This is a genomic window from Paraburkholderia sp. MPAMCS5 (assembly GCF_036016995.1).
Classification (GTDB): domain Bacteria; phylum Pseudomonadota; class Gammaproteobacteria; order Burkholderiales; family Burkholderiaceae; genus Paraburkholderia.
Genome location: NZ_JAYXBK010000007.1, coordinates 51148 through 65447, shown reverse-complemented (window position 1 = coordinate 65447; position 14300 = coordinate 51148). Strand labels below are relative to the sequence as shown.

The window sequence follows — 14300 nt, the reverse complement described above, 5'->3', positions numbered from 1 at the left end:
GCCTCGGTTTCTGTGGATAACCGTTGTTTACCGAAGCGAATCAGCGCTTTGCAAACTTCATAACCGGATGCACAGCGTGTGCGGCGAGCGTGCGTAGCAGAGGGTAACTTTTTAAGGATTTCGACGGCGTCCGAGTTACCCCGTTTACGTCCACAACGGTTCCACACGAGTTGCGCGCGTAAACAGAGCGGTTATCCACAATTCGCGGTGGATAACCCGGCGCGCAGGCGGCGGCGGTTAACCGGCGACGCTTCCTTGCCGCAACGCCCGCAGCAGAAAGCGCGCGGGGTCGATGTCTTCGGCCAGATCGCGTTCCAGCGGCCAAGGCTCGCCTTCTATCTGCGAAGCGATCAACTCCGCGCCGAGCGCTGCCCACACCAGACCGCGCGAGCCATAGGCGAAGGCGCCGTACAAACCTTCGACGCGCGGCAAATCGAGCGGCCAAGCGCCGCGCAGGCGTTGGGCTTCGCGCGTGGCGAGGGCTTCGTCGGCGAGATTGCCGATCATCGGCAAGCGGTCGCTAGTCACGCAGCGAAACGCGACGCGGCCAGCAAACGTCGACGGATCGACGTGACTCGCAACCTGCGCGAAGCCGGGCAGCATCTGCGCCACGCGTTCGAGATTTTCCAGATGACCCGCACGACGAAGCGCCGTCCCGGTGTCGTCGAGTTCATAGGTCGCGCCCGTCAGCGTCACGCCGTCGGGCAGCCGTATCGCATAGCCTTCGCCGATCACGGGCACGTCGAGCGAGGGCGCGGCGCCCGGCGGCAGCAGCGTGAGCTGGCCGCGGATGCTGCGAGTCGGCGTATGCAGCAAGCCGGCGATGCGCGCGGCATCGTGAGCGCTCGCGACGATCACGACCGGCGCGCGCGCCACTTCGTCGCCCGCCGTATCGAACACGCGCCACTGATCGCCCGAACGCTCGATTCGCGCGACCTGCACGCCGAAACGCCGGTCGAGCTTGTCGCCCGCCGCGGCGCACTGCGCGGCGCACAGCGTCGACGGATCGATCCAGCCGCCGTGCGGAAACAACCAGCCGCCGCGCGCGAGCGGCGTGCCGGCGAGCTGGCGAGCGTCGTCGGCGGAAACGGGTGTGACGAACTCCGGCGGATAGCCCAACGCAGCGATGGCTTCGCGCATTGCGCGGGCTTCGTCGTCGTGTTCGGCGATTTGCAGGAGGCCCGGCCTGCCGCGCAACGGCGCGTGGCCTTGCCGTTCGAGCGCGGCCCAGCGCCTCAGCGCATACAGAAAGCCGGCGCGCGTGACGCGCGAGGCGACGCTGTCATCGCGAGAAATCATGGGATGGAACACGCCGGCCGGATTGCCGGACGCCTCCTGTGCAACCGACGCGTGCCGTTCCAGCGACGTGATCCGCCAGCCGCGCGCGGCGAGCCGCTCGATGACCGCGCATCCCGCGAGTCCGGCACCGATCACGACCGCATGCCGCTCGTGGGCCGCGAACGGTCCGAGCGGCGCGGGCGGCTCATGACGGCGCACGCGCCAGCGCGGCGCGAAGTGGCCGACGAGCATCGCGCGCTTCCAGCCGAAACCTTCCACCTTGCGATACTCGAAGCCGCATTGGGTCAGCGCGCGCTTGATCTCGCCGGCGCTGCTGTAGGTCGCGAAGGTCGCGCCCTCGCCGGCCAGCCGCGCGAGCGACTTGAAGATCGCGGGCGTCCACAGTTCGGGGTTTTTGGCCGGCGCAAAGCCGTCCAGATAGAACGCGTCGGCGCGCAATCTCAAGGCCGGCAAGCTCTGCAACGCGTCGCCGAAAACCAGCGTGAGCACCACGCGCCCTTCGTCGAATTCCAGCCGATGCGTGCCCGGCACGAGCATCGGCCATTCGCTCGCGAGCGCTTCGCCGAGCGCCGCGATAGCCGGATCGACAAGCGACGCCGCGTAGGCCCGGCGCAAATCGGCGAGTGTGAACGGATGCTTCTCCGTCGAGACGAAATGCAGCCGCTCGCACCGCGCGGGATCGGCGCGCCACGCGGCCCAGGTCATCAGGAAGTTGATGCCCATGCCGAAGCCCGTTTCGAGCACGGTGAAAATGCGCCGCCCCTGCCAGCGTTCGGGCAGCGCGTTGCCGTGCAGAAACACGTAGTTGGCCTGTTCCAGAGCGCCGACGGCGCTGTGATAGATGTCGTCGTAGACGGGCGAAAAAGGCGTGCCGTTGTCTCGGAATGCGAGGACGGCTGGGATCAGCGGATCGGTCATGCGCGACGGGAAAATGACGCTAAAGATGCGGAAAGGACATTGCCGCCAACGCGCGCGGCTCGCCGAAGGGCGTGAAAGACGCGCCGAGCGTTGGCAAAAACCAACGTCAAAGCCCCGTCAGTGCTGGGTTTCAGGCCTGGCGACGTGGCCGGATCAGCAAAAAGTGCCGTTTCCTTGCCGTATAGGTTCCAAAACTGCGTAATTCTTCGAAACCCTTGTCCTGATTGGGTTTGCGCTGCGCTATCATAGCAAGCGCCGCGAGAGGAGCGGCAGCACGGCCGCTAGGCGCATTTGCCCGGCGCTCAGGTCCGGAGGGGCTCCGGAGCCGTCGCTGCTCGACGGCGCGGTGCGCGCACGTATAATCGGCGCGTTCGCGCTGTTCGTGTCAACCTAAACTCAGAAAGGAACCTTAATGAACAAACAGGAACTGATCGACGCCGTCGCAGGACAGACGGGCGCCAGCAAGGCTCAAACCGGTGAAACGCTGGACACGTTGCTTGAAGTGATCAAGAAGTCTGTGTCGAAGGGTGACGCGGTCCAGTTGATCGGCTTCGGTAGCTTCGGTTCGGGCAAGCGCGCAGCACGTACGGGTCGTAACCCCAAGACGGGCGAAACCATCAAGATTCCGGCCGCAAAGACCGTCAAGTTCACGGCAGGCAAGGCGTTCAAAGACGCAGTCAACAAGCGCTAAGCAGACTACTGCCTGGCAGTTGACACCCGCCAACGGCGGGTTTTTTTTCGTCCGCGTTTTTAGCGAACAAGCCGCTCAATCGTGATCGTGGTCATGCCCGTGATGATGGTGGCCATGGTCGTGATCGTGATCGTGATCGTCTTCGTCGAAGTCCCATGCGGGGAACGGATCGGCAAGGTGCTGCCAGCCTTGTGGTCCCAATGCATATTCGTCGTCCGTGAGCAGACACGCGTCGAACCTCGCGGACCACAGCGCCGGGTCGATGCCCACGCCGATCAATACCAGTTCCTGACGACGGTCGCCGATGCTCATATCGTCCGGCGCGCCATACCAGTCGGCGGCGATTTCGGCGGCCAGTTCGTCGTCGGCGTCGGGCCATTCGCTGCGATCCTGCGCCGCCCACCACATGCCCGCCGGGCCATGCCGGCAAGCCCCGCCCGCCTGCGAGAGCGAACCGGCTATATCGTGACGCGTGGCAAGCCAGAAAAAGCCCTTGCTGCGCAAAACGCCCTTCCACTCCTCATGCAACAGCGCCCACAGACGTTCCGGATGAAACGGTCGACGCGCGCGGTAAATGAAGTGGCCGATGCCGAACTCGTCTGCTTCACTGCGATGGCCGCGGCTGTCCGGATGCTCATGTGCAGCGTCGTGATTCAGGGCCGCGAGCCAGCCCGGCGCGCTCGACGCCTCGTCGAAATCGAAACGGCCCGTGTTGATCACCTGTTCGAGCGGCACTTCGCCGAAGCGGCTCACCACTTGCGCTGCGCGCGGGTTGAGCCGCGCGAGAATGCGTTGCAGACGCGTGAGTTCCTCGGCGCTGACGAGATCGGCTTTATTCACCACCAGCACGTCGCAGAATTCGACCTGCTCGATCAGCAACTCGACCAGCGTGCGGTCGTCTTCGTCGCTCGCGGCGATGCCGCGTTCGGCGAGCGCGTCCGCGCAGCCGTAGTCACGCAAAAAACGGGACGCGTCGATCACGGTCGCCATCGTATCGAGCCGCGCGACGGCGGATAGCGGTGCAGCTTCATCGTCGTCGAATGCGAAAGCTTCGGCGATCTGCAGCGGTTCGGCGACGCCCGCCGACTCGACCACGATCGCGTCGAAGCGCTGTTCGGCGGCAAGCCGTTTGATCTCGGCCAGCAAGTCGTTGCCGGAGGCGTTGGCGATCGCGCCCACGCGCAAGCTGCCGCGATTCGCAACGATGTGATTCAGGAGCGTGGTCTTGCCGGCGCCCAGAAAACCGGAGAGCACGGTGACGGGCAATAGCGGCTGGTTCATCGCAGTACGGAAAACGAGAGGGATTGGAAGGCGTGCCCGGCTTCACGCCGCATGGTTGCGCGAGCGTGGCGCTGTCTGCAAGCTCTGGACAGTCGAGCGCGGGCGGCAGCACGAAGCCGCATTGTGCATCAAAACAGAAGACAGCCGGGCGATGCGCCGCTCAGTGCGCTGCCGGCATCAGATTCCACTTGCGCAGAATCGCGGCGATCTGCTGCGCGTACTTGTCGCGCAACGCGGGCGTCTCGGAGTGATAGGCGCCGACCGCTTGCCACGTGTTGCCGTATTTGTTCATCTGCCGGCGCAGGTGCCATGCGGCGATGTACACGTTCTTGCACGGCTCCATCAGCGTGCCTTGCGAGATGCCGTATTGAGCGAGCGTGGGCAAATGGATGGAGTTGATCTGCATCACGCCGAAGTCGGTCGAACCGTTGGCGTTCTTGTGTTGGGCGTCGGGCCGGTTATGCGATTCCTGCCACGCGATCGCGCGCAGAATCAGCGGGTTGACCTTCTGATATTTCGCTGCTTCGTCAAAGCAATCGGCGCGCGCCGACCCGGCTGCCGCCAATACGGTAATTCCTGCCAGAAAAGTGACGAAGGTTCGTTTCATCGGTCAGAACGACTAATCAAACCGCAAGGGTAAGGTTTCGTAAGAACTCGCGTCGGCCATTCTTCAGCCGATTAGTGCCGGGAAGCTCGCGCCGGTGGGGATATTGTCGGAACATCGGGGAAAACCCGCGTCCGCAACAACTCACCGAGGGCTCGAACCGCTCGTATGATACCGGCAGGCCGATACCCGTCAAGTTGGCTAACAGACATAAGCTCGCGAAAACACTCAGTTTTCACGCTGCTTTCTGATCGCCTCGCATTCGCTTTCAATGCGTGCCAATCGGACGGGAATCCAGGGGGAATCTCTCTGAGCCTTTCCTTTTGTGACAAATCGGACATGAAAAACTGTTACTGTTCATTTTTTTCGGACATCGGACGGCCAGCATTTGCGGGCGGCTTTCGCCCACCTGGCTCACCGGCAGACCGACCGGGCGGCGGACTGCTCCCTTGTTCGGATTGCAAGACCGTCGGCGGCTCGTGCTGCCGGCATCGACACTACATTCCATGAGAAGAAATCGTATGGCTTTGCGTCGCGTCGCAACGGCGTTGCTGATGGCTGGATTGATTGCCGCGCAGACGGCACAGGCACAGGTGACACTCAACTTCGTCAATGCCGATATCGACCAGGTGGCCAAGGCGATCGGCGCGGCGACCGGCAAGACAATCATCGTCGATCCGCGCGTGAAGGGGCAGTTGAATCTGGTGTCGGAAAACGCAGTGCCCGAGGATCAGGCGCTCAAGACGTTGCAATCCGCGCTGCGCATGCAGGGCTTCGCGCTCGTCCAGGACCACGGCGTACTGAAGGTCGTGCCCGAAGCCGACGCGAAATTGCAGGGTGTGCCGACCTACGTCGGCAATGCGCCGACCGCGCGCGGCGATCAGGTCGTGACGCAGGTCTTCGTGCTGAAGAACGAATCGGCGAACAATCTGTTGCCGGTGCTGCGTCCGCTGATCTCGCCGAACAATACCGTCGCCGCCTACCCGGCCAACAATACGATCGTCGTCACCGATTACGCGGACAACGTGCGGCGCATCGCGCAAATTATCGCGGGTGTGGATACGGCGGCGGGTCAGTCGGTGTCGGTCGTGCAACTGAAGAACGCGAACGCGCTCGACATCGCCACGCAACTGAACAAGATGCTGGACCCCGGCGCCATCGGCAGTACCGACGCCACGCTGAAAGTGTCGATTACCGCGGACCCGCGCACCAACTCGCTGCTGATCCGCGCGTCGAACGCCGCGCGTCTCGCCGCCGCGAAGACGCTCGCGCGCGAACTCGACGCACCGACCAGCATGCCGGGCAACATGCACGTCGTGCCGCTGCGCAACGCCGAAGCGACCAAGCTCGCGAAGACCTTGCGCGGCATGCTCGGCAAAGGCGGCGAAAACGGCTCGACGGGCGGCTCGAACGAAGCGAATTCGTTCAACCAGAATGGCGGCGCCGCCGGCGGCAACAGTTCGACGGGCACCTCGGGTACGCCGCCGCTACCCTCGGGCGGACTCAACGCCAGCTCCATGTCGTCGCCGATGGGCGGCTCCGGCGCGGGCGGATATGGCTCGAACAACGCCGCTCAATCCGGCGGCCTGCTGGGCGGCGACAAGGACAAGAACGACGAGAATCAGCCGGGCGGCATGATTCAGGCGGACGCCGCGACCAACTCGCTGATCATCACCGCGTCCGAGCCCGTGTACCGCAATCTGCGCGCGGTCATCGACCAGCTCGACGCGCGTCGCGCGCAGGTTTATATCGAGGCGCTGATTGTCGAGCTGAATTCGAACACGAGCGGCAATCTCGGCATTCAGTGGCAGGTCGCGAATAATTCGCTGTTCGCGGGCACCAACCTCGCAACCGGTTCGAGCAACAGCATCATCAACCTGACGGCGGCAGCCGCGGCGGCCGGCACGACCGGCGGTCTCGCCACGGCGCTCGGCACGCAAGCTCTTCAGCAAGGTCTCAACGTCGGCTGGATTCACAACATTTTCGGCGTGCAGGGACTCGGGGCGCTGCTTCAGGCGCTGTCGCAAACGGCCGACGCCAACGTGCTGTCCACGCCTAACCTCATCACGCTCGACAACGAGGAAGCGAAGATCGTCGTCGGCACGAACATTCCGATTCAGACGGGTTCGTATTCGAACCTGACGAGCGGCGCGACGAGCGCGGCGTTCAACACCTACGATCGCGTCGACGTCGGTCTCACGCTGCACGTCAAACCGCAGATCACCGACGGCGGCATTCTCAAGCTGCAGCTTTACACCGAAGACTCGGCCATCGTGAACGGCACGACCAACGCGACGACCAACCCGGCCGGCCCGCAGTTCACGAAGCGTTCGATCCAGTCCACGGTGCTCGCGGACAACGGCGAGATCATCGTCCTCGGCGGCCTCATGCAGGACAACTACCAGGTCAGCAACAGCAAGGTGCCGCTGCTTGGCGACATCCCGTGGATCGGGCAGTTGTTCCGTTCGGAGCAGAAGAACCGCAACAAGACTAACCTGATGGTGTTCCTGCGCCCGGTGATCATCAACGATCGCGATACCGCGCAGGCTGTCACGTCGAATCGCTACGACTATATTCAAGGCGTGCAGGGCGCGTACCGCTCGAACAACAACATCATGCGCGACAAGGACGACCCGGTCGTTCCGCCGATGCCGGCCGGTCCGAGCCAGGGCGCCGCGCCGGAGTTGAACCTGTTCGACCTCGACAAGATGCGCCGCCAGCAGATGCAGCCGCAGCAGATGCAGCAGATGCAACCGCAACCGCAACCGCAGTCTCAACCGCAACCTGTCACGCCGCAGTCCAACGCGGCGCCCGCCGTGAACGGCGCCGTGCAAAGCAATCCCGTGCCGGTCGCGCCGTCTACCGCATCGCCAGGAGTTCAGCCGTGAACACGCCGTCCATGCCGCCGTCAGCTTCAACGTCGCCGGCATCGGCGCGGGCCGCTGGGACTGCGCCGGCTGGCATGACCGGGCACGCGGAGCATGCCGAGCGCGCGGCGCCGTCGGCGATCGCCGCGCGGCTCGTGCCGTACGGCTTCGCGCGCAGCGGCCAGATTCTGGTCGCGCACCAGCACGTCGACAGCCTCGAAGTGTGGATCAGCGAGCGCACCAGTGAGGCCGCGCTCGCGGAAGTCGCGCGCAATTTCGGCGCGGTGTCGGTGGTGCGTCTGCCCGCCGACGAGCTTGCGCAGGCGATCAATCAGGCGTACGCGCGCCAGGATGGCAGCGCGGCGCAAGTGGTCGGCGAAGTGGAAGGCGAAGTGGATCTGTCGCGTCTGATGCAGGACATTCCCGAGGTGGAAGACCTGCTGGAATCAGAAGACGACGCGCCGATCATCCGCATGATCAACGCGCTGCTCACGCAAGCAGCGCGCGAACAGGCGTCGGATATTCACATCGAGCCGTTCGAGAATGCGTCGGTGGTGCGCTTTCGTGTTGACGGCACGTTGCGCGACGTCGTGCGTCCGAAAAAAGCGCTGCATGGCGCGCTGATTTCGCGCATCAAGATCATGGCGCAGCTCGACATCGCGGAGAAGCGTTTGCCGCAAGACGGCCGCATCACGCTGCGCGTGGGCGGGCGCCCCGTCGACGTGCGCGTGTCGACGCTGCCGACCGGCCACGGCGAGCGCGCGGTGCTGCGTCTGCTGGAAAAAGACGCGACGCGCCTGAATCTCGAAGCGCTCGGCATGGGCCCGGACACGCTCGGCAAGTTCGACAAACTGATCGGCAGGCCGCACGGCATCGTGCTGGTGACGGGCCCGACCGGTTCGGGCAAGACGACCACGCTGTACGCGTCGATGTCGCGGCTCGAAACGGCGACCACGAACATCATGACGGTGGAAGATCCGATTGAATACGACCTGTCGGGCATCGGCCAGACGCAGGTCAACGAGCGGATCGGCATGACCTTCGCGCGGGCGCTGCGCTCCATTTTGCGGCAGGACCCGGACATCATCATGATCGGGGAAATCCGCGACCTCGAAACCGCGCAGATCGCGGTGCAGGCTTCGCTCACCGGCCACCTCGTGCTCGCCACGCTGCATACGAACGACGCCGCCTCGGCCGTCACGCGTTTGACCGACATGGGCGTGGAGCCGTATCTGCTCGCGTCGTCGCTGCTCGGCGTGCTGGCGCAGCGACTCGTGCGCAGATTATGTCCGGTGTGCCGCGAACAGCGCGTCGAAGCGGACGGGCGCGTGCAGTGGCATCCGGTCGGTTGCGACAAGTGCGGCCAGTCCGGCTACGCGGGCCGGCGCGGTGTGTACGAACTGCTGCTCATCGACGACGAAATCCGTACGCTGATTCACCGTAACGCGTCGGACGCGGACATTCTCGCCGCGGGCCGCGCGCAAGGCATGCACACCTTGCGCGAGGACGCCGAGCGCTGGCTCGCATCGGGGCTGACGTCGCTCGAAGAAGTGATTCGCGTGACGGGCGGAGCGTAAGCGCATGCCGGCATTTCGTTTTGAAGCGATCGACGCGGCGGGCAAGGCGCAAAAAGGCGTACTCGATGCCGACAGCGCACGCGGCGCGCGCACCAGTTTGCGTTCGCAAGGACTGACGCCGCTTGTCGTCGAACCGGCGGCCACGCGCACGCGCGGCGAACGCAATCAGCGGCTGTCTTTGGGGCGGCGTCTGTCGCAACGCGAGCAGGCCATTCTCACGCGTCAGCTCGCGAGCCTGCTGATTGCCGGCCTGCCGCTCGACGAAGCGCTGGCCGTGCTGACCGAGCAATCGGAGCGCGACTACATTCGCGAACTGATGGCGGCGATCCGCGCGGAAGTGCTCGGCGGTCATTCGCTCGCGAACGCGCTGACGCAGCATCCGAAGGACTTCCCCGAGATTTATCGCGCGCTGGTTGCGGCCGGCGAGCATACCGGCAAGCTCGGCCTCGTGCTGTCGCGTCTCGCCGACTACATCGAGCAACGCAACGCGCTCAAGCAGAAAATCGTGCTCGCGTTCACCTACCCGACCATCGTGACGATCATTGCGTTCGGCATCGTCACGTTTCTGTTGAGCTATGTGGTGCCGCAGGTCGTCAACGTATTCGCGAGCACGAAGCAGCAACTGCCCTTCCTCACCATCATGATGATGGCGCTCTCCGGTTTCGTACGGAACTGGTGGTGGGCCGTGCTGATCGCGCTCGCCGTGCTCGTGTACATCGTGCGCTCCACACTGAAACAAGCCGGCCCGCGCCTCGCCTTCGACCGGTGGCTGCTCACCGCCCCGCTGCTCGGCAAGCTCGTGCGCGGCTATAACACCGTGCGTTTCGCGAGCACGCTCGGCATTCTGACGGCGGCGGGCGTGCCGATTCTGCGCGCGCTTCAAGCCGCGGCCGAAACGCTCAGCAACATGGCGATGCGCGGCAACATCGACGATGCAATCGTGCGCGTGCGCGAAGGCACGTCACTGTCGCGCGCGCTCGGCAATACGAAGACGTTTCCGCCGGTGCTGGTTCACCTGATCCGCTCGGGCGAAGCAACCGGCGACGTCACGACGATGCTCGACCGAGCGGCCGACGGCGAAGCGCGCGAACTCGAGCGCCGCACGATGTTCCTGACGAGTCTGCTGGAGCCGCTGCTGATTCTGGCGATGGGTGGCGTGGTGCTGGTGATCGTGCTGGCGGTGATGCTGCCGATCATCGAGTTGAACAACCTGGTGCAGTGAATGCTGCGCGTGAAGTGGTGCGGGTCGAAGCGAAGCAGCGCGCGCTTCGCTTCGTTTGAATGTTAGCGAACGTTTTTAGCGAACGTAGATTGTCGGGCCCGCCGCGTTGGCCGGCAGAAATACTTCGGAATGCACGCCATGGCGGTCGATCACAATCGAGCGGGCGCGGACTTCGGAGAGTTTGGCGCCTTGCATCAGCGTGCCGCCGAGCGACACGGCGTGCGGCGGTTCGCCACCCACGCTGACGATGGCCGCCGCGCCCTGACTCAACGCGAGGATGCCGAACAGATGCACGTCCTGGTTGGCGCTGCGCGTGAGTTGTCCGCCGAACAGAGTGGCGGCCTGGTCGGTCGAAACCTGCGCGTGCGCGGCGGCTGCGGGCGACGGCGCATGCGACATGGCGGCGAGCGTGATGACCCAGTAGGTCAGCGTCGCGCAGAACACGGCGAAGAGCGCGAGCGACAGAAGGCGGATTTGGATGGCGTTCATGCGCATCATTGTACGGACTATTGTGAAAATTGCGTTGGGTTGAAACCCTTCAACGGCATGACATTAAAATGACCGGCCGGGCGCGTTCAATGGCACCAGAAGTGCTGGACGCGCATCCCGCCCAGTCGAAAATTTCACCTGAAATGAGGTAGCAAGCTATGCAACTGTCGACCACTCGCCGCACTGAAATCGCGGGTTTGCGCAGCCGTCGTCAACGCGGCTTCACGCTGATCGAAATCATGGTTGTGATCGCGATTCTCGGCATCCTGGCCGCGTTGATCGTGCCGAAAATCATGAGCCGTCCCGACGAAGCGCGGCGCGTGGCCGCGAAGCAGGACATCGGCACCATGATGCAGGCGCTCAAGCTTTATCGTTTGGACAACGGCCGTTATCCGACTCAGGAGCAAGGCCTGCGCGCGCTGATCGAAAAGCCGGCAACCGATCCCGTGCCGAATAACTGGAAGGACGGCGGCTACCTCGAACGCCTGCCGAACGATCCGTGGGGCAATGCCTATAACTACCTGAATCCGGGCGTGCACGGCGAGATCGACGTGTTCAGCTACGGCGCGGACGGCAAGGCGGGCGGCGAAGGCAATGACGCCGATGTGGGCTCGTGGCAGTAGGCGGTAAAACTGCGCATGCAAGCCTGAACCCGTCGCCGCGCGCGGCGGGCGCGGCTCGTCGCGTGCGTGGCCGGCGTCGTGCGGCGGGTTTCACGCTGCTGGAAATGTTGGTGGTGCTGGTGATTGCAGGCTTGCTGGTGTCCTTGACCGCCTTGACCATGACGCGCAATCCGCGCACCGATCTGAACGAAGAAGCGCAGCGTCTCGCGCTGCTGTTCGAATCCGCCGGCGACGAAGCCCAGGTGCGCGCGCGTCCGATCGCGTGGCAACCCATCGAAGGCGGCTTTCGTTTCGACATGCACACGGAAGACGGCTGGCGTCCGCTGCTGCGCGACGACCTGCTCAAGCAGCGCGCCTGGGAAGGCGGCGTGAACGGCGTGACGATCGACTATCCCGGCTCGAATTCGGAAGCGAGCCGCGTGGTGTTCGGCACCGAGGCGATCGACGTGCCCGTGCGCATCACGCTCTTTTCCGCCGCGGGGCGCGCGACGATCGTCGGCACCGGCAATGGCCGCTACGAGGTGCACTGACATGCGTCGTCGCAGGAGCATGGCGGCTGGCAAAGCCGGAAATCGCCGGCCGCGCGCGCAGCGCGGTTTCACGATGATCGAGGTGCTGGTCGCGCTCACGATCATCGCGGTGGCGTTGGCCGCGTCGTTGCGCGCGGTCGGCAGTCTCGCGAGCGGCGAGGCGGATCTTCACCGGCGGCTGCTGGCGGGCTGGAGCGCCGACAACACGCTCGCGCAATTGCGTCTGACGCACGCGTGGCCCAACGTGGGCTCGACAAGTTTCGATTGTTCGCAAGGCAATTTGCAGTTGCTCTGCACCGAGCATGTGACGGCGACGCCGAACCCGGTGTTTCGTCGAGTGGAAGTGATGGTGACGATGCCCGGCGGTTCCGGCAATCTCGCCCAGATGGTCACGGTGGTCGCGAATGAAACGAACCGTTCGCTCTGAGCGCCGCCGCCGCACGGGCGCGCACGGCTTCACGCTGATCGAGCTGCTGGTCGCGATTGCGATCATGGCGGTGATCGCGGTGCTGTCGTGGCGCGGGCTCGACCAGATCATCCGCGGCAGGCAGACCATCACGAACGCCATGGAAGACGAGCGCGTCTTCGCGCAGTTGTTCGACCAGATGCGTATCGACGTCCGCCAGGCCGCATCGGATGACGAATCGGGCCAGGCCGCCGTGTCGCTGTGGGGCGGCGCATTGCAGGTCGTGCGTCAGATCAGGTTGCCCGGCTCCGCACCGCGTTTGCAGGTGGTGCGCTATCGCGTAGCGGAAGGGCGCGTGATTCGCTATGCGTCGCCGCCGCTCGCCAATGTCGGCGAACTGCGCTCGGCGCTGCGCGGCGGCGAAGGCGAAGGGTGGACCGCGTTGCCGTTGATGGGCGGCGTCGGCGCGATTTCCGCGCGCCTCTATGTGCCGCGAGTCGGCTGGACCTCGCAGATGAAAGACGTGGAGAGCGCGATCGCCGAGGCGACCAATAATCTGAAGGTGCCGCAGCTCGGCAACGCGCCGCTGCCGCGCTCCGTGACCGGACTCGAAGTGAGCGTCGGCGCGAAGTCGCTGGCGCGGCCGATCAAGCGGATTTTTCTCGTCGGAGAATGAAATGAGATTCTCCCAGGTTTTTGCACGACGTCGGGTCAGGCGTAGCGGCGAGCGCGGCGCGGCGATCATCAGCGCGTTGCTGGTAGTCGCGCTGTCGGCGATTCTCGTTTCCGGCATGCTGTGGCGCCAGCAGGTGCAGATTCGCCGGATCGAGAACCAGCGCCTGCTCGCCCAGGCGCAATGGGTCGCGCGCGGCGCGCTGGACTGGACGCGTCTGATTCTTCGCTCGGAAGGCGATACGTCGGCGGGTATCACGTATCTCGGCGGCGTCTGGGGCGTGCCGATCGCCAAGACGCGTCTGTCGGACTTCCTCGGCCAGATCGGCGAAGTGCGGGCCGAACAGGGCGCGGCGACCTATCTGTCGGGATCGATTGAAGACGCGCAGGCCAAATTCAACTTGCGCAATCTGGTGACGAGTCCGGCGCCCGGCGTCATGCAACTGAACACGGAGCAGATTGGCGCGTATCAGCGCCTGCTGGTGTCGCTCGGCGTGAACAGCCAGCTCGCGAAGAACACCGCCGTGCAGATGCGCGACAGCCTCGCGCAATCGGCCACGCGTTTTCAAACGGTCACGTCGACCACCACCACGACGTCGACGCAGCCTGTGCAGGGCGGCGCGACGGGTGGCGGCTTCACCGACAAACCCGGCATCGAGGACGACGAAGGCAGCGTCGAGCACAGGCCGTTGCAAATGACCAGCGTGGATTCGCTGCTCGACATTCCCGGCTATACGCCGGAGATGGTCGACCGCTTGCGCCCGTTTGTCACGGTGTTGCCGACGGTGTCGGCGGTCAACATGAACACCGCTTCCGCCGAAGTGATCGCGGCGGTCGTGCCGGGCATGAGTGTGTCGACCGCGCAGGCGTTCGTCGCGCGCCGGCAGACGGTGTTTTTCCACAACGTCGGCGACGTGCAGCTCGCGTTGCGCGGCGCGGGCGTGCAGTCGGTGTCGATCGATCCGAATGAACTCGACGTCAACACGCACTACTTCCTCGTGCATGGCCGCGTGCAGCACGAGCGGGCGGAAGTGGATCGCACGACGCTCGTCTATCGCGATGCTTTGACTCACACTACGCGTATCGTGCGGGTACAAGACCAACTATGAACAACGCCTTTC

At 64.5% G+C, this 14300-nt stretch carries 13 protein-coding genes; 9 read left to right on the top strand and 4 right to left on the bottom strand.

The features are described from left to right. Nucleotides 1-237 precede the first annotated feature (237 nt). Nucleotides 238-2217 (bottom strand): bifunctional tRNA (5-methylaminomethyl-2-thiouridine)(34)-methyltransferase MnmD/FAD-dependent 5-carboxymethylaminomethyl-2-thiouridine(34) oxidoreductase MnmC, encoded by a 1980-nt coding sequence (mnmC, locus tag VOM14_RS17590; protein ID WP_327630006.1) that lies wholly within the window; start codon nucleotides 2215-2217, stop codon nucleotides 238-240. Nucleotides 2218-2629: 412 nt separating this feature from the next. Between mnmC and VOM14_RS17585 the strand changes: the two genes are divergently transcribed. Further along, entirely contained in the window at nucleotides 2630-2908 is a 279-nt protein-coding gene (locus tag VOM14_RS17585; protein WP_006050811.1) for an HU family DNA-binding protein, read from the top strand. A 75-nt stretch (nucleotides 2909-2983) separates the two neighbouring features. On the opposite strand, the gene VOM14_RS17580 is transcribed toward VOM14_RS17585, so the two are convergent. Beyond that, nucleotides 2984-4189: a GTP-binding protein gene (locus VOM14_RS17580; protein WP_327630005.1), complete on the bottom strand. Its 1206-nt coding sequence runs from the start codon at nucleotides 4187-4189 to the stop codon at nucleotides 2984-2986. 160 nt (nucleotides 4190-4349) lie between these two features. Beyond that, a complete protein-coding gene (locus VOM14_RS17575) occupies nucleotides 4350-4796 on the bottom strand; it encodes a lytic transglycosylase domain-containing protein (protein ID WP_327630004.1) in 447 nt (148 codons plus the stop codon). A gap of 518 nt (nucleotides 4797-5314) precedes the next feature. On the opposite strand from VOM14_RS17575, the gene gspD reads away from it, so the two are divergent. From gspD to gspF, 3 genes are read left to right on the top strand one after another with little or no spacing between them, the layout of a single operon-like run. Then, complete coding sequence (gene gspD, locus VOM14_RS17570; RefSeq protein WP_327630003.1) at nucleotides 5315-7681, top strand: type II secretion system secretin GspD; 2367 nt, start codon at nucleotides 5315-5317, stop codon at nucleotides 7679-7681. Next, nucleotides 7678-9237 (top strand): type II secretion system ATPase GspE, encoded by a 1560-nt coding sequence (gene gspE / locus VOM14_RS17565; protein WP_327630002.1) that lies wholly within the window; start codon nucleotides 7678-7680, stop codon nucleotides 9235-9237. The genes gspD and gspE overlap by 4 nt, the downstream gene beginning before the upstream one ends. Nucleotides 9238-9241: 4 nt before the next feature. Further along, nucleotides 9242-10459, top strand: coding sequence for a type II secretion system inner membrane protein GspF (gene gspF / locus VOM14_RS17560; RefSeq protein WP_327630001.1), 1218 nt, complete (start codon nucleotides 9242-9244; stop codon nucleotides 10457-10459). A 75-nt stretch (nucleotides 10460-10534) separates the two neighbouring features. On the opposite strand, the gene VOM14_RS17555 is transcribed toward gspF, so the two are convergent. Next, nucleotides 10535-10948, bottom strand: coding sequence for a type II secretion system protein N (locus tag VOM14_RS17555; protein WP_327630000.1), 414 nt, complete (start codon nucleotides 10946-10948; stop codon nucleotides 10535-10537). 158 nt (nucleotides 10949-11106) lie between these two features. On the opposite strand from VOM14_RS17555, the gene gspG reads away from it, so the two are divergent. Genes gspG through gspK form a run of 5 tightly spaced genes read left to right on the top strand, consistent with a single transcriptional unit; the run spans nucleotide 11107 to nucleotide 14288 of the window. Further along, a complete protein-coding gene (gspG, locus tag VOM14_RS17550) occupies nucleotides 11107-11571 on the top strand; it encodes a type II secretion system major pseudopilin GspG (protein WP_327629999.1) in 465 nt (154 codons plus the stop codon). A gap of 23 nt (nucleotides 11572-11594) precedes the next feature. Then, nucleotides 11595-12101, top strand: a complete 507-nt coding sequence (locus VOM14_RS17545) for a GspH/FimT family pseudopilin (RefSeq protein WP_327630300.1) — start codon at nucleotides 11595-11597, stop codon at nucleotides 12099-12101. A gap of 1 nt (nucleotide 12102) precedes the next feature. Then, the gene (gene gspI / locus VOM14_RS17540) at nucleotides 12103-12528 is read left to right on the top strand and encodes a type II secretion system minor pseudopilin GspI (protein WP_327629998.1); all 426 of its coding nucleotides are present in this window, start codon (nucleotides 12103-12105) and stop codon (nucleotides 12526-12528) included. Continuing rightward, nucleotides 12506-13183, top strand: a complete 678-nt coding sequence (locus tag VOM14_RS17535; protein WP_327629997.1) for a PulJ/GspJ family protein — start codon at nucleotides 12506-12508, stop codon at nucleotides 13181-13183. Before gspI ends, VOM14_RS17535 begins: the two co-directional genes overlap by 23 nt. A 1-nt stretch (nucleotide 13184) precedes the next feature. Continuing rightward, the gene (gspK, locus tag VOM14_RS17530) at nucleotides 13185-14288 is read left to right on the top strand and encodes a type II secretion system minor pseudopilin GspK (RefSeq protein WP_327629996.1); all 1104 of its coding nucleotides are present in this window, start codon (nucleotides 13185-13187) and stop codon (nucleotides 14286-14288) included. Nucleotides 14289-14300: the final 12 nt, after the last annotated feature.